Here is a 15,654-nt window from a genome sequence, read left to right as displayed (position 1 = left end):
GGCCGCAGGAATAGGCCGCCCTGGCGCGCAGATACCAGTCTTGCCCTACGAAGTCTTGCCCTACGACGTCACCACCACTGCAGCAAATGCGTCCCTGAGCCGCTGCGCGAGCTCAGCCTTGCGGTAGGGCTTGGTCAGGACGACCGCCTGCGCCTGAGCACGGCCCTGCTCGACCAGGGTCTCCAGCGCGTAGCCGGAGGTGAACAGCACCGGGAGACCGGGACGAATCCGCCGGGCCTGATCGGCGAGCTCCCATCCGCTGATGCCGCCCGGCATGATGATGTCGGTGAACAGCATGTCGATGTAGGGATCGGTGCGCAGCCGCTGCAAGGCCTCCTTGCCGTTGACGGCGGCGACGACGCGATATCCGAGAGCTTCCACCCGTTGGATGACCGAGGAGCGCACGAAAGGATCGTCTTCCGCGATCAGGATGGTTTCGTGCCCGCGGGGTGCAGCCTCCCCGTTCTCCGGCATGTCAGCCGGGGATTCTCCGGCGCCGGCGCGCGGCAAATAGATCCGGACCGTCGTCCCAAGGCCCTGCTCGCTATAGATCGAGACATGGCCGTCGGATTGCTTGGCGAAGCCATAGACCATGCTCAGCCCGAGGCCCGAGCCCTTGCCGACTTCCTTGGTGGTGAAGAACGGCTCGAAAGCGTGCTCGATCACATCAGGCGTCATGCCTTCGCCGTCATCGGTGACGGAGATCAAGGCGTAGCTGCCGGACATCACTTCCGGGTGCAGAGCACGATAGTCATCGTCGATCGCAGCCAGCTCCGTGCTCAGCGTCAGGTGCCCGCCTGCCGGCATGGCGTCCTGGGCGTTGAGCGCAAGGTTCAGCACGGCGGATTCGAGCTGGGCGCGGTCCGCGAAGGTCTGGATCGTGCCGGGCCCGAACGCCGTTTTGATCTCGATATTTTCCCGCAAGGTGCGCTTGAACAGCTTGAGCATGGACTCGAGCAGCTGGCGGCAGTCGATCGTCTGCGGCTGGAGCAATTGGCGGCGGCTGAACGCGAGCAGTCGCTGCGTCAATTCCGCGCCGCGTTCGCCGGACTCGCAAATGTCGTCGGCAAACTGCCGCAGATCGGGCCGTGCCTTGAGCTGCTCGCTCAGATGCTCGGCGTTGCCGATGATGACGGTCAGGAGGTTGTTGAAGTCATGGGCGATGCCACCGGAGAGCTGGCCGACCGTCTCCATCTTCTGCGCCTGCTGGAGCTGCTGCTCGGTCAGCTTGCGCGCAGTTAAATCGTGGACGATGCCGACGTAGATCAGATCGCCGTCCTGCCACGCCTGGCCCACCGACAGATCCATCGGGAAGGTCGATCCGTCCTTGCGCAGGCCGGCGGCTTCCCCGGTTGCGAAACGCCGCGCATGACCGGTGGATGAGGGCCTCTTGTCGGCGGACATCAGCATGGCGATGTCGAGATTCATGACCTCGTCGGCGCGATAGCCGAACAGCCGTTCGCAGGCGGGGTTGAACAGCAGAATGCGGGCTTGCGCGTCGAACAGGATGACGCCGTCGACCGCGGTCTCGACCACGGCGGTGAGGCGCGTCACGCTCTCGCGCATCGCGCGCTGCGCGTCGCCGACCTGCCGGAGCAGAAGCGTCGCGTCACGGCTCTTGATTTCCTCCTCTTCGAGTGCGGCCTGGACCTTCTGAAGCTCGAACGGGGAGGGGATCGTCAAAATCTTCGGCAATAGCGGCCAGAGCGCGCCGGCGGTGAAGACCGACGCCACCGCCGTCACCGCCTTGACGATGCCCTCGATGCCGTAGACCGGGACCCAGAGCGTGTAGATCGACAGCACGTGCGTCAGGCCGCACGCCATGATGAAGACCGCGAATGCCCAATAGACCCAGCCGAACTGGAGGTCGCGCCGCTTGGTGACGAGGATCGTAAGCGCAAACGGGATCGAGAAATAGGCAGCCGCAATGCAGGCGTCCGAGACGACGTGCAGCCAGATCAGCTCGGGCTCCCACAACAGGCAGATGCCGTGCGGTGAAAACATCGAGGAGTCGAGGATGCGTTCGAAGTAGGCCCACATAATTCCACCCCGAGAAAGTTGCGGACCGGTGTCGGCCCGCAACATTGGTGTCGCTGTACGTTCCACCGCTAACGTCTCACTCCTCGGTATGGACGCCAAGGGCCAAGGCGATATCAGGCTAAATTTTGCACCCTGTGCACGATTGGGGGTCGACAGCGCCGGATCGCAACCGATTGATTCGCCGGCCGAGCCGCTTGCTGGCGTTCCATGGTCGCGCTAGGACAGGCTATGGTGGTGTCCCCCTCAGCCAAGTGTATCCCGCGATGACGACGCCCGTGGCGCTCACCATCGCCGGCTCCGATTCGAGCGGCGGCGCCGGCATCCAGGCCGACCTGAAGACCTTTGCCGCGCTCGGTGTCTACGGCGCCTCCGCCATCACGGCGTTGACGGCGCAGAATACAAACGGCGTTACCGGCATTCACGCCGTGCCCGCCGAGTTCGTCACCGCGCAGATCGATGCGGTGTTCTCCGATCTCGATGTCGATGCGGTGAAGATCGGCATGGTGGCGCAGGCCGCGAGCATCGATGCGATCGCCACCGCGCTGTCGCGCTGGGCGCCGCGGCATGTGGTGCTCGATCCCGTGATGGTTGCAACATCCGGCGACCGGCTGCTGGCATCAGAAGCCGTCGAGGCCCTGCGCAAAAAACTGATGCCGCTCGCTTCGGTGATCACGCCGAACCTGCCGGAGGCCGCCGCTCTGCTCGACGAGCCGGCCGCGCGAAGCGAGGCCGATATCGAGAGCCAGGGGCGTCGCCTGCTCGCGCTCGGCTGTCGCGCGGTGCTGATCAAGGGCGGCCACGGCGAGGGCGCCGAGAGCATCGACTATCTCGTCAGCGCCGAAGCAACGATCGCGCTCGCCGCGCCGCGGGTCGCCACCAAAAATACGCACGGCACCGGTTGCTCGCTCTCCTCGGCGGTCGCGGCAGGTCTCGCCAAGGGTGACACCCTTGAGCAGGCGGTGCGCAACGCCAAGGCCTGGATCAGCGCGGCGATTGCGGCCGCCGACCGCTTCAGCGTCGGCCACGGCCATGGGCCGATCCATCATTTCCACAAGTTTTACTAACGCCGGCTTCGCGCTCTGCGTCGACCCCGCCGTTAACCAATAAGGCCATAACCAATAAGGCCATCGGGTCCGGGTTTTTGCGGGCACGCATTGCCGCGTCATGTCGCCTGATTGTCGCATGCGACTGATATTCGCGGGGAGGGCGAGGCGAGGTTTGATTCGTATCTGAGGGTGCCTCAAAGGTTCAATTGGTCATCCCCCTGTCACGGGACATTGTTACAGGCTGTCGCATGGGAAGTTACGATATGAGTGACGAGAGCCCTGAAAGGCGCTTTCGCACCTTGTTCATCTCCGACGTGCATCTCGGAGCCCGCGGTTCGCAAGCCGACCTTCTGCTGGACTTCCTGCGCTACCACGATGCCGATACCATTTATCTCGTCGGAGACATCGTCGATGGCTGGGCACTGAAATCGAGCTGGCACTGGCCGCAATCTCATAACGATTTAGTCCAGAAGCTCCTGCGCAAGGCGCGCAAGGGCGCCAAGGTCATCTACATCCCCGGCAATCACGACGAGTTCCTGCGCAACTATTACGGTACGCATTTCGGTGGCATCGACGTCGTCGAAAACACCGTGCACACCGGCGCGGACGGAAAGCGTTATCTGGTCATCCACGGCGACATCTTCGATCTCGTCGTGCAGAACGCGCGCTGGCTCGCCCATCTCGGCGACAAGGCCTACGACTTTGCGATCCAGATGAACCGCTTCGTCAATTTCTTCCGGCGCATGTTCAAAGTGCCCTATTGGTCGCTGTCGCAATGGGCCAAGCAGAAGGTCAAGAACGCCGTCAACTATATCGGCGCGTTCGAGCAGGCGCTTGCCGCTGAGGCGCGCCGTCACGACGCCGATGGCGTGATCTGCGGCCACATCCACTACGCCGTGATCCGTGACGAGAACGGCATCCGCTACATGAATTGCGGCGACTGGGTCGAGAGCTGCACCGCGCTGGTCGAGCACGACGACGGTCATTTCGAGATCATCACCTGGGCCGATCAGGCACGGAAGCCGGCGGAAGTCCCGCAGGTGGCAGCAAGGGCGGCTTGATGCGCATCCTGGTCGCGACCGACGCCTGGCACCCGCAAGTCAACGGTGTGGTTCGGACGCTGACCAAGCTCGCTGACGCAGCCAAGGGGTTCGGTGTCGAGTTCACGTTTCTGACGCCGCAATCGTTTCGCACCTTTGCGATGCCGAGCTATCGCGACGTGCGGCTGGCGATGCCGCGCCCGGCCCGGATCGCGAAGCTGATCGAAGAGGCCCAGCCCGACAGCATCCATGTTGCGACGGAGGGGCCGATCGGCCTGATGGTCCGCCGCTATTGCCGCCAGCGCAAGCTGCCGTTCACGACCAGCTTCCACACCCGCTTTCCCGAATATGTCCGCGCCAGGGTGCCGGTTCCAGAATCCCTGATCTGGCGGGCGCTGCGCCGTTTCCACAGCACCAGCCGGGCCGTGATGGCGGCAACCCCGGCGCTCGCCCGCGAACTGACCGAGCGTGGCTTTGCCAACGTCGTGCTGTGGCCGCGCGGCGTCGACACCCATTTGTTCCACCCCCGTGCCATCGATCTCTGCCTTCCGGCGCCGGTGTTCCTCTCGGTCGGCCGGGTCTCGGTGGAGAAGAATCTCGAGGCCTTCCTCGACCTCGACCTGCCCGGCACCAAGGTGATCGTCGGTGACGGCCCGGCGCGCATCGCGCTGGAGGAGGCCTATCCGGATGCGATCTTCCTGGGCGAAAAGCACGGCGAGGCGCTGGCGGACATCTATGCGGCGGCCGACGTCTTCGTGTTTCCCAGCAAGACCGACACCTTCGGCCTGGTCCTGCTCGAGGCACTCGCAAGCGGCCTGCCGGTCGCGGCTTTCCCGGTGAAGGGCCCACGCGACGTCATCGGTGATGCGCCGGTCGGCGCGCTGGATCATGACCTTCGTAACGCCTGCTTCGCCGCGCTCGACGTTTCGCGGCCGGCCTGCGTTGAATTTGCCTCCAATTACACCTGGGAGGCCTCGGCGAGGGCTTTCGTCGACAGCATTTTGGAGGTCGGTGCGGTGCTGCCGGGCCGATCCGGCATGGAACAGCCGCGCTTCGTCGCCTGACTGGGTAAAATCCTCTCGCGGAGGTGTCTTGCCCGCGCCGCATCCGTCGCGATAACATCCGATATGACCGAACAACCTCTTCCGATCGGCCCCGCCGATATCGATGCTGCGGCACGTGTGATCGCGCCTTTCGCTATCCGTACCCCGCTGCTGTCCTTTCCCGTGCTGAACGAGCGTGTCGGCACAAAGGTGTTCCTGAAGCCAGAGATGCTCCAGCGCACCGGCTCCTTCAAGTTCCGCGGCGCCTTCAACAAGGTTGCCTCGATTCCGCAGGACAAGCGCGCCGGCGGTGTGGTTGCGTTCTCCTCCGGCAATCACGCCCAGGGCGTGGCGGCCGCGGCAAAGATCCTGGACATGCAGGCGACCATCGTGATGCCGGCGGATGCGCCGCTGTCCAAGCGCGAGCGCACCAAATCCTACGGCGCCGAGGTCGTGCTGTACGATCGCTACAACGACGATCGCGAGGCGATCTCGCGCGGCATCGCCGAGAAGCGCGGCGCGACGCTGGTCAGGCCCTATGACGATCCCTTTGTGATCGCAGGGCAGGGCACCGCCGGCCGCGAGATCGCCGAGGACATGGCGGCGCTCGGCCTCGCCCCCGACATCGTGGTGGCCCCGGCCTCCGGCGGCGGCCTGATCGCCGGCGTTGCGACTGCGGTGAAGGCGCGCTATCCGCTGGCGCAAATCGTGGTGGCCGAGCCCGAAGCGTTCGACGATCACGGTCTGTCGCTGACCGCAGGCCACCGCGAGCCGCATGCGCCCGCGGGCCGCACCATCTGCGATGCGTTGATGGCCCTCATCCCCGGCGAGATGACCTTTGCCATCAACAGCAAGCTGTTGGCGCGCGGCGTGACGGCGTCCGACAAGGAAGTCGGCGCGGCCGTCGCCTTTGCCTATCGCGAGCTCAAGCTCGTGGTCGAGCCCGGCGGCGCGGTGGGCCTTGCTGCGCTGCTGGCGGGACGTCTCGACGTCGCCGGCAAGAACGTGGTCATCGTGCTCTCCGGCGGCAATGTCGATGCCGATCTGTTCGCCGAACTGGTGGCCTGATTTTCTGACATGAAGAAGGGGCAGAGCGTTGCCGCTCTGCCCCTTTGTCGTGTGCGGTTCGTTGCGATCAGTGCATGAAGCCGCCGCGATGACCGCCGCCACCGCCCATGCCGCCGCCGCCCATCATGGGCGCCTGGTTCATCGACTGGCGGAAGTTGTTGCCGCCACCATTTCCGAACGAGTTGAACTGCGGGCGGTTGTTCCGCACCTGAATCTTGTTCACCGGATTGTTGTTGAGCTTCACGACGCCGGTGTTGCCGTTGTTGACGCGGATCGGCTGATTCTGGGTCTGAACATTCGTCGTCTTCACGTCGGTCGTCTTGACGTCGACGTTCGAGCCGCCCTTGCCGATAGTCACGGGCATGCTCACGATCTTGCCCGGGTTGCTGTTGGCATTGCCGGCATTCGGCGTGGTATTGGTCGCCGGCAGCGTCACGATCTTGCCGATGCCGCCGTTGTTCGTCGTGGTGTTGGTCGGCGCGGGCAGGGTGACGATCTTGCCGATGCCGTTGCCGTCGACCGGCTTCTGCACGATCGGCAGGTTGGCGTTCATCTGCGACCCGCCATTGCCCTGCTGCATCAGCGGCATGTATTTGGGCTGGCCGAGATTGCCGATCTTCAGGGTCGGGGCAATGGTCTGCGGAGCCAGGAACTTCGTCGCCTGCATCAGCGGGATCTGCTTCGGCTGCGTCTCGAGCTTCAACGCCATCTGCGCATAGGGGCTGTTGCCGTAGTTTTTGTAGAAGGCCTGGTAGCCGATCGGCGAGTTCGCCAGCACCGCCTGGTGCCAGGCCTGCGAGAGCAGCAGGTTCGACAGCAGCCAGCGGATGTGATCGCACAGCGGGTCGCGCGGATACATCTCGATGAACTCCTGATAGTACTCCGGCCGGCCTTCCGACAGCACATAGTCATAGGCCTGGCGGGTCGAGCGGCTCGGTAGGTTGGAGGCCATCTGCACCACCGGCGCATTCACCGGCGCGCGGTTGGCGGCGACAGCGGCATCGCCGAAGAAGGTGAAGTCAGACGTCAGCGACGAGCTTTCCCACGGGATCTGCGCGCCGCTGGTGGTCTGGTTGACCTGGAGGCGCACGCGCTTGAACAACTGCTCGATCGGCACGTTGGGTTCGTGCGCGATGTTGAGGAAGGCCTGCGTGTAGGGGCTGTGGCCGCCGGCACCGTCGAGCGCTTCAGCACCCGGCGCGGTCGAATAGCCGACGATCGAGCCGTTCGGTGCATCGACGATGGCGAGGCCGCGGCTGGCGTCATTCACGTTCGGGAACGGATTATTGCGGCAGGCATCGAGGATGACGATGCGCATCCGGCTCGGGATCGTCTCCAGCGTCGACATCACGTCGACCAGACGCACCGAATCGTTGACGAGCTCGGTCTGGTTCGAGACCTGCGCGTCGACGGGAACGAGATAGTTCTCGCCGGCGAGCTGCACGCCGTGACCGGCGTAATAGATCATCGCCACCGTGTTCGGACCACGCGCGGACACCTTGGCTGAAAAATCCTGCACGACGCGAAGCATGTCGTTCTGGGTCAAATCGGTCGCCGAGATCACCTCGAAGCCGGCCGAGTTCAGGAACTGCGCCATCGACTGCGCGTCATTGTCGGGGTTCGCGAGTTGCGGCGCGTTCTGGTAGTTCGAATTGCCGATCACCAGCGCCACCCGCTGCTCCGGGCCTTGCAGCGCGGTCGGGGCTGCGGGCTCGACAGGGGCGACTTGTGCGGAAACAGGGCCGCAGGCAAAGCTAAAGAGGCTCCCCAGCAGGCCCGCAGTCATCAGGAAAGGCTTTATGCGGAACATGGCGTGCTCCTTTGGCACTCATCTCGATGCGAGATTGGTTGCGAGGAAGCTTGGCCGCGTTCGAGCCATGGGTCCGTGATCGCGATCACCAAGGGCAGGTTGCGTGATCTGAATCACGCTTGGAACCTGCTATGGTGAGCGGCCGGCTTCGCCGGCCAAAGACAAGCCTTCGGAGGATATGCCGTCACATGCTGAAATCGATCGATCCGATCCTCACGCCGGACCTGCTCTGGCTGCTCGCCTCCATGGGCCATGGCGACGACCTTGTGGTCGTCGACGCCAATCATCCGGCGACCCATATCGCCCGGACGACGTCGTCGCAGCGCTTGATCCAGTTGCCCGGCATGAGCATGGAGACTGCGGTGCGCGCCATCATGACGCTCTATCCGCTCGACGATTTCGATCCAGATCCGGTGCGCGTGATGATGCCCGTCGACGATCCCGACCGCGTGCCGGACGTGCAGCGCGCAGTGTTGGCGGAGATCGACCGCGCTGTCGGCCGCTCCGTTGCTCCGGGCAAGCTCTCGCGGCCGGATTTTTATCGTGCGGCGGCCGCGAGCTTCGGTGTCGTGCAAGTCGGCGACAGCCGGGGCTATGGCTGCTTCCTGATCCGCAAGGGCGTGATCAGCTAGGGAAGCTGCGGACGACCTCGATCAATCCGACGATCGCGGCATTGAAGGCATCAAGGTCCTCGGCCGGAATCCAGTACTCCAGATGCGAGCGGCCCCCAGCCTCCTGCACGTCATATTTCGCCATGAAGCTGCGCTTGACCTCGAAGCGCGTGACGAAGCCTGCGCCGCTCGCCGGAACGTTCCAGTCGCGCGCGATCTTGATGGCGTAGTCCTCGGTGAGCACCGGATAGAAGATCGGCTGATCCGGCAGGCGCGGCGGGAATGCGCGCATGTCCGTCTGCCGGATCAGCTCAAGCTCTTTTGGCCCGACGGGGCGCCACAAGGTGAGAGTGTCTTCGGTTGGTGACATAGGAGAGGGTGACACTGCTCCCCTTACGAGAAGAACGCGATCTTCTCGGCCTGGGTCATGCGGCGGATCGGCGCCAGCGCGTCGTTGGCGGGCGCGCGGGGCTTTTGCAGCATGCCGCTGGCGAGGATGGTTGCGCCGAGCGAAGCCTCGGACAGGGGCGAGGGCATCGGCAGTGCCGCGCCGAATGTTGCCGTGGCCGCCATGGCGGGAGCCGGTTGCTGCATCACCTCGGCGGCGGCTTCTGCGATGGCGTCGGTGAGGCGCGCGAGCGATTCCATCGCGATCGGCGCTTCAGTGACTGGCTCCTCCACGTGGGGTGCGACGGCCGGCTCTGCTGCGATCGGCTCCGGAACCTCGGCGGCAACCGGCGGGGCGACTTCTGCGACGATCGGCTCAGGGATGTCCGCGGCCATCTCCATCGGCTCGACAATCTCGTCGAAGTCCGGATCGGGCGCCGCCATCTCCATCGCGATCCGCGCGAGCACGGCGTCGTCCTCGGCTTCCGCGGCGGCATCGAGCGAAAACTCGTCCGTGATCTCCGCGACAGCGGCAGGCTCGGCGAGGCTTTCCTCAACGGCAGCGAAGCTCTCTTCAACCGTGACTTCGACCTCGACTTGGCTCTCGGCGATCTCCGGCTCGACGGCGACGTCAAGTGCGTCCTCCGCGACGGACATCGCGTCAGCAGCGCCGGTCGTTTCCACGACTGTTTCGAGCTCAGGACCAATGGCCGCGTCCTGCGGCTCCTCCGTAAAAGCCACAGGTGGTTCGCTCGCGGTCGCCACAGCCGCTTCGACAGGCGGCACTTCTGCGACCGGGGGCGGTGGTTCCTGCACCGGAGCCGGCGAAGGCTGCACCGCCGAGGTGTCCGGGTCAGTCTGCTCGACCCGGTCTCTCAAGAGATCGAAGGCGACCTTGAGGTCGGCGCGCGGGTCGATGATTGAAACCTGGGCGCAGGCCGCCTCGATGGAGGCGAGCTGCGAATCAATGAGGTCACAGATTCGCCCGTCGGCGCCGATCTCGCGCCAGCGCCAGGAGATCTCCTTGATGATACGCACCCCGCGCGGGATCGCTGCGAGGCTCGCCTCGATCGCTGCGGGGTCGAAGGCTGCGATCGCGATCGTCTCGGCCTCCCGGATCGCGCGGCGGATCTCGACCAGCGCTTCGGGCAGGCGGTCCTCGACGACGGGTTGGTGCTGCGCCGCAAGGGTTTCCTCGATTTTCGCGACCGCATCGAGCACCATGCTGGTGTCGGCGTTGCGGTTGCGCTTGGCAAATTCGCCGAGGAACCAGCGGCCGCGCGCGGTCTCCATGAAGGCTTCGCGGATCGCGTCGTAATCCTGCTCGTTCGGCTCGGCCGCGCGGGCAGACATAGGCGAGAGGGCGAATGCTTCAGAGGCCATGTCAATCTCGTCGCGCAAATCACTGCGCGTTACTGTAACGATCACCACGATATCGACCGAATCGCAATTGGTTTGATGGCACCCGAATCACAAATCCCCACTGCAGCTTCCGAGAAGCAGCGATTCGCCGTGCGTCTGGCGCTGTTCTATTCGGCGGTGTTCGCGGTGTCGGGCACCCATCTGCCGTTCTTTCCGGTCTGGCTGAAGGCGATCGGCGTCGATGCGGCCTGGATCGGCATCATCAACGCAGTGCCGGGGATCACGCGCTTCACCACGCTGCCTTACGCCACCGCCTTTGCCGAAAAGCGCCATGCGATTCGCGCCGGGATGATGGTTTCGGTGTTTGCGACGGCAGTGGGATTTGCGTTGGTCGGTGTGATGCACCAGTCGCTGGCGCTGCTCCTGATCTATGCGGCTACCTGCATCATGTGGACGCCGGTCGTGCCGCTGACGGATGCGTATGCGTTGCGCGGCGTCGTTCGCTACGGCTTCGACTACGGGCCGGTCCGGCTGTGGGGATCGGCAGCCTTCGCCGCCGGCTCGCTCGCCTGTGGCTATCTCGTCGACAGCATCGCGACGCGTGAGCTGATCTGGGTCATCGTCGCATGGGCTGTTGTTGCTGCCGTCGCCGGCCTGTTGCTCCAGCCGCTCGACGATGTCAGGCGAAAGATTGCGGATAGGCACGCCGGCAAGGCGCTGTTGCGCGATGCCGGCTTCTGGTTGGTGATCGTTTCGGCCGCCCTGATCCAGGGCAGCCATGCCGCCTACTACTCGTTTTCGGCGATCAGTTGGCAGGCCCGTGGTCTTGGTGGGCTCACGATCGCCGGACTCTGGACGCTGGGTGTGATCGCCGAGATCATCGTCTTCGCACTGTCGCCGCGCTTCTCGCTGCATCCGTCGTCGCTCGTGGCGATCGGTGGTGCGAGCGCCGTCCTGCGCTGGCTGATCACGGCGCACGATCCACCACTCGCGCTGCTCGCGGTCGTGCAGTTGGGACACGGCCTCACCTTCGGCGTGACCATCGTCGGCACCATGACCCTGCTGGTGCAGCGCGTGCCCTCGCATCAAATCGCGCGCGGACAAGGCTACTATGCGGCGTGCAGCGGGCTGTTGGGCGCGACGACCTCGATCGTGTCAGGCGTGATCTACGCGCACATCGGCGAGGGCGTGTACTACGTCATGGCTGCGATGGCCGGTGCCGGCGCGCTGCTGATCTGGTCGGCGCGGCACCGGCTGAAGACTCAGCCCCAGAGCGACGAGTCCGGCGGATAGACCAGGCTGTCGTCGTAGCGCAGCCCGTGATCGCGATCGCGCGCCAGTAGCAGAGGGCCGTCGAGATCGACGAAGCGCGCCTGCGGCGTCACCAGCATCGCCGGCGCCATCGACAGCGAGGTTGCGACCATGCAGCCGATCATGATCTCGAAGCCGAGCGCCTGCGCGGCATCGGCCATGGCCAGCGCCTCGGTCAGGCCGCCGGTCTTGTCGAGCTTGATGTTCACGGCGTCGTAGCGCTCGCGCAACGGCGCAAGCGAATTGCGGTCGTGCACGCTCTCGTCGGCGCAGACCGCGAGCGGCCGTTTGATCCGCGCCAGCGCATCGTCCTTGCCGGCCGGCAGCGGCTGCTCGACCAGGGTGACCCCGGCGGCCTCGCAGGCGGCGAGATTGTGCTCCAGATTGGCTTCGGTCCAGGCCTCGTTGGCATCGACGATCAGCTCGGATTCGGGGGCGGCCTTGCGCACCGCCGCGATCCGCAGCCCGTCGCCGTCGCCGCCGAGCTTGATCTTGAGCAGTGGCCGGTGCGACGCCCTGGCGGTCGCCGCCGCCATGGCCTCGGGCGTGCCCAGCGAGATGGTGTAGGCCGTGGTGCGCTCGCCCGGCACCGGGCGGTCCAACAGGTTCCAGGCCCGCAAGCCCGCCGCCTTGGCCTCCAGGTCGATCAGGGCGCAATCCAGCGCGTTGCGGGCAGCACCTGGCGGCATGACGGCTTGCAGGGCCTGTCGGGTGAGGCCGTTTGCCACGGCGTCCTGCATGGCCTGGATGGCGGCAAGGGTCGCCTTGGGGGTCTCGCCATAGCGGGGATAGGGCACGCATTCGCCGCGGCCGGTCAGGCCGTTTTGGCTCACTTCGGCCACCACCGTCACGGCTTCGGTCTTGGCGCCCCGGCTGATCGTAAAACTGCCGGCGATAGGAAAGCGCTCAATTCGCGCGGCCAAGGCCGGAACTTTGCTGGAAGTCATTTTGAACTCTGGCGAAATCTGAACCTGCTAGTTACCTCTAGCAACTAACATTAACCAGTTGGGGATACCTTCTCTGGGTAAGGGCGCGTGCGCAACTATCTGATTTCCTCCGCCCCGGCACGGGAGCGGACACCTTGAGCGGCGATCCGAAGCTGGAACGGATTGCGAAAGGCAATGCGCTGGCCCTCTGCGCCACCGGAACCTGGACCGCGAGCTTCGCGCCGGTCCTGGAGCGGATGGTCGCCGACGCGGAAAAGCTTGCCGGCGGCCCGCAGAACGTCTTCATCGACGTTTCCGAGGTCGCCAAGCTCGACACGTTCGGGGCCTGGCTGATCGAGCGGCTGCGCCGCAGCCTCACCAAAGGCGCCGTCGAGGCGCAGATCGCCGGTCTTTCCGCCAATTATTCGAGCCTCGTCGACGAGGTGCGGCGGGTCAGCGCGACCCCCGTGGTTGACACCACCACGATTACCATCACCGGCATGCTGGAGCAGATCGGCCGCACTGTTGCCGGTGTCGCCGGCACGGTCGCGGGCCTCATCGACATGCTCGGCGCGGTGCTCGCGGCGGCCGCGCGCACCCTGATCCACCCGCGCTCGTTCCGCCTGACCTCGACCGTGCATCATCTCGAGCAGGTCTGCTGGCGCGCGGTGCCGATCGTGGTGCTGATCACCTTCCTGATCGGCTGCATCATCGCGCAACAAGGCATCTTCCATTTCCGCAGGTTCGGCGCCGACATCTTCGTCGTCGACATGCTCGGCGTGCTGGTGCTGCGCGAGATCGGTGTCCTCTTGGTCGCGATCATGGTCGCGGGCCGCTCGGGCAGCGCTTACACCGCCGAGCTCGGCTCGATGAAGATGCGCGAGGAGATCGATGCGCTCCGCACCATGGGCTTTGACCCGATCGAGGTGCTGGTGCTGCCGCGCATGCTGGCCTTGGTGCTGGCGCTGCCGATCCTGGCCTTCCTCGGCGCCATGGCCGCGCTTTATGGCGGTGGCCTCGTCGCCTGGCTCTATGGCGGCGTCGATCCTGAAGCGTTTCTCTTGCGTCTGCGCGACGCCATCTCGATCGACCATTTCATCGTCGGCATCGTCAAGGCACCGGTGATGGCCGCGGTGATCGGCATTGTCGCCTGCGTCGAAGGGCTCGCGGTGCAGGGCAGTGCGGAATCGCTCGGACAGCACACCACCGCCTCGGTGGTGAAGGGCATCTTCTTCGTCATCGTGATGGACGGTGTGTTCGCCATCTTCTTCGCCTCGATCGGGATGTGACGATGGCGCAAGAAATCCAAAACGAGATCCAAAACGCGATCCAAAATCCCATCATCCGCGTCCGCGACATCACCGTGCAGTTCGGCGCGACGCGCGTGCTCGATGGCCTCAATCTCGACGTCAAGCGCGGTGAGATTCTTGGTTTCGTTGGTCCCTCCGGCGCGGGCAAGTCGGTTCTGACCCGCACCATCATCGGACTCGTGCCGAAGGTTGCCGGAAGCATCAAGGTGTTCGGCGTCGATCTCGATGCCTCCAATACGGCGCAGCGTCGCAACGTCGAGCGGCGCTGGGGCGTGCTGTTCCAGCAGGGCGCACTGTTCTCCTCGCTGACGGTGCGGCAGAACATCCAGTTTCCAATGCGCGAATACTTACGCGTCTCGCAGCGGCTGATGGATGAGATCACCATCGCCAAGCTCACCATGGTCGGCCTCAAGCCCGAAGTGGCCGAGCGCTTTCCCTCGGAGCTGTCCGGCGGCATGATCAAGCGCGTCGCGCTCGCACGTGCGCTGTCGCTCGATCCGGACCTCGTCTTCCTTGATGAACCGACCTCCGGCCTCGATCCGATCGGTGCCGGCGATTTCGACGAACTGGTCAGGACCCTCCAGCGAACTTTGGGCCTGACCGTTTTCATGGTAACGCACGACCTCGACAGCCTTTACACAGCTTGCGACCGCATCGCCGTTTTAGGGAACGGTAAGATCATTGCGGCAGGGTCGATCGCCGACATGCAGGCCTCGCAGCATCCCTGGCTGAGGCAATATTTCCATGGCAAGCGCGCTCGCGCGGTGATGGGCTGAGGTGCCGGAGTAGCTGATGGAAACGCGGGCAAATTACGTCTTGATCGGGTCGTTCACGCTGGCGGTGATCGCCGCGGCGATCGGCTTCGTGCTGTGGTTCCAGTCGCTGCACTCCGTCAAGCAGCGCAGCCCTTTCCGCGTCGTGTTCGAGGGTCCGGCGGCGGGCCTGCGCAATGGCGGCAGCGTCAATTTCAACGGTATTCGGGTGGGTGAGGTGGTCTCGGTGAAGCTGGACAACCCGCGGCGGGTTGTCGCACTCGCCATGATCGAGAACAACACGCCGCTCCGCAAAGACACTATGGTCGGCCTCGAATTCCAGGGCCTGACCGGCGTCGCCGCGATCTCGCTCAAGGGCGGCGAGGAGGCGGCTCCGCCGCCGCCGCTCGACGAGGACGGCATCCCGACGCTGACGGCCGATCCCAACAAGCTCCAGGACGTCACCGAGGCGATCCGCGGCACGCTCCAGAACATCAACAAGATCGTCGCCGACAATCAGGAGTCGGTGAAGAACTCGCTGAAGAACCTCGAGACCTTCACCAATTCGCTGGCGCGCAACGCCGAGAAGATCGATGGCGTGATGGCCAAGGTCGACGGCGTGATGCTCAAGGCCGACAACCTCATGCTCGGCCTCAACACGCTCGCCGGCGGCAAGGACGGCGGCGAGCTGTTCCAGGCGGTGAAATCGATCCGCGAACTCGCCGACGATTTCGACAAGCGCTCCGGTGCGCTGATGACCGACGGCCGCCGCACGCTGGGTGACATCAGCCGCGCCGTGAACAATTTCGACCGGAACCCCACGCGCGTATTGTTCGGCGCTAGCAACAACGCGCCAGCGGCCGCTCCGCCGCCGCCGCCGGCCGAGGCGCCCAAGCCCGCGCCCGCGAACGAGCGCAAGCGACAGTAACGGCTCGATGTGGACCGTTT

Annotated in this window: 14 protein-coding genes; 9 read left to right on the top strand and 5 right to left on the bottom strand. The window is 64.9% G+C overall.

What is annotated here, in order from left to right; genetic code table 11:
- Positions 1-60 precede the first annotated feature (60 nt).
- On the bottom strand, positions 61-2,040 hold the full coding sequence (locus UP06_RS38045; RefSeq protein WP_245305648.1) for a hybrid sensor histidine kinase/response regulator: 1,980 nt from the start codon (positions 2,038-2,040) through the stop codon (positions 61-63).
- Between the two features lie 263 nt (positions 2,041-2,303).
- Between UP06_RS38045 and thiD the strand changes: the two genes are divergently transcribed.
- The 4 genes from thiD (at position 2,304) to UP06_RS38025 (ending at position 6,237) form a co-directional block, all read left to right on the top strand.
- Positions 2,304-3,104, top strand: a complete 801-nt coding sequence (thiD, locus tag UP06_RS38040) for a bifunctional hydroxymethylpyrimidine kinase/phosphomethylpyrimidine kinase (protein WP_045008736.1) — start codon at positions 2,304-2,306, stop codon at positions 3,102-3,104.
- Positions 3,105-3,334: 230 nt separating this feature from the next.
- A complete protein-coding gene (locus tag UP06_RS38035) occupies positions 3,335-4,147 on the top strand; it encodes a UDP-2,3-diacylglucosamine diphosphatase (protein WP_045008735.1) in 813 nt (270 codons plus the stop codon).
- On the top strand, positions 4,147-5,190 hold the full coding sequence (locus tag UP06_RS38030; protein ID WP_045008734.1) for a glycosyltransferase family 4 protein: 1,044 nt from the start codon (positions 4,147-4,149) through the stop codon (positions 5,188-5,190). The genes UP06_RS38035 and UP06_RS38030 overlap by 1 nt, the downstream gene beginning before the upstream one ends.
- Before the next feature lie 63 nt (positions 5,191-5,253).
- Entirely contained in the window at positions 5,254-6,237 is a 984-nt protein-coding gene (locus UP06_RS38025) for a threonine/serine dehydratase family protein (protein WP_045008733.1), read from the top strand.
- Between the two features lie 67 nt (positions 6,238-6,304).
- Here the strand turns inward: UP06_RS38025 and UP06_RS38020 are convergent, their stop codons facing one another.
- The gene (locus tag UP06_RS38020; protein ID WP_045008732.1) at positions 6,305-8,047 is read right to left on the bottom strand and encodes a caspase family protein; all 1,743 of its coding nucleotides are present in this window, start codon (positions 8,045-8,047) and stop codon (positions 6,305-6,307) included.
- 188 nt (positions 8,048-8,235) lie between these two features.
- On the opposite strand from UP06_RS38020, the gene UP06_RS38015 reads away from it, so the two are divergent.
- The gene (locus tag UP06_RS38015) at positions 8,236-8,679 is read left to right on the top strand and encodes an RbsD/FucU family protein (protein ID WP_045008731.1); all 444 of its coding nucleotides are present in this window, start codon (positions 8,236-8,238) and stop codon (positions 8,677-8,679) included.
- On the opposite strand, the gene UP06_RS38010 is transcribed toward UP06_RS38015, so the two are convergent.
- Together UP06_RS38010 and UP06_RS38005 are read right to left on the bottom strand one after the other, a co-directional pair.
- The gene (locus UP06_RS38010) at positions 8,672-9,028 is read right to left on the bottom strand and encodes a hypothetical protein (RefSeq protein WP_045008730.1); all 357 of its coding nucleotides are present in this window, start codon (positions 9,026-9,028) and stop codon (positions 8,672-8,674) included. The two genes, UP06_RS38015 and UP06_RS38010, sit on opposite strands and share 8 nt — an antisense overlap.
- Positions 9,029-9,051: 23 nt before the next feature.
- The gene (locus UP06_RS38005; protein ID WP_045008729.1) at positions 9,052-10,428 is read right to left on the bottom strand and encodes a hypothetical protein; all 1,377 of its coding nucleotides are present in this window, start codon (positions 10,426-10,428) and stop codon (positions 9,052-9,054) included.
- Between the two features lie 75 nt (positions 10,429-10,503).
- Between UP06_RS38005 and UP06_RS38000 the strand changes: the two genes are divergently transcribed.
- The gene (locus UP06_RS38000; RefSeq protein WP_045008728.1) at positions 10,504-11,700 is read left to right on the top strand and encodes an MFS transporter; all 1,197 of its coding nucleotides are present in this window, start codon (positions 10,504-10,506) and stop codon (positions 11,698-11,700) included.
- Here UP06_RS38000 and dgcA read toward each other — a convergent pair.
- Entirely contained in the window at positions 11,670-12,665 is a 996-nt protein-coding gene (gene dgcA, locus UP06_RS37995) for an N-acetyl-D-Glu racemase DgcA (RefSeq protein ID WP_045008727.1), read from the bottom strand. The two genes, UP06_RS38000 and dgcA, sit on opposite strands and share 31 nt — an antisense overlap.
- Positions 12,666-12,799: 134 nt before the next feature.
- On the opposite strand from dgcA, the gene UP06_RS37990 reads away from it, so the two are divergent.
- Genes UP06_RS37990 through UP06_RS37980 form a run of 3 tightly spaced genes read left to right on the top strand, consistent with a single transcriptional unit; the run spans position 12,800 to position 15,634 of the window.
- The gene (locus UP06_RS37990) at positions 12,800-13,933 is read left to right on the top strand and encodes an MlaE family ABC transporter permease (protein WP_045008726.1); all 1,134 of its coding nucleotides are present in this window, start codon (positions 12,800-12,802) and stop codon (positions 13,931-13,933) included.
- Positions 13,934-13,935: 2 nt separating this feature from the next.
- Entirely contained in the window at positions 13,936-14,730 is a 795-nt protein-coding gene (locus UP06_RS37985) for an ABC transporter ATP-binding protein (RefSeq protein ID WP_045008725.1), read from the top strand.
- Between the two features lie 16 nt (positions 14,731-14,746).
- Positions 14,747-15,634: an MlaD family protein gene (locus tag UP06_RS37980; protein ID WP_045008724.1), complete on the top strand. Its 888-nt coding sequence runs from the start codon at positions 14,747-14,749 to the stop codon at positions 15,632-15,634.
- The last annotated feature ends 20 nt before the right edge of the window (positions 15,635-15,654 follow it).

This window comes from Bradyrhizobium sp. LTSP857, assembly GCF_000938285.1.
Classification (GTDB): Bacteria; Pseudomonadota; Alphaproteobacteria; order Rhizobiales; family Xanthobacteraceae; genus Bradyrhizobium.
This window is presented reverse-complemented; position numbering and strand designations above follow the sequence as displayed.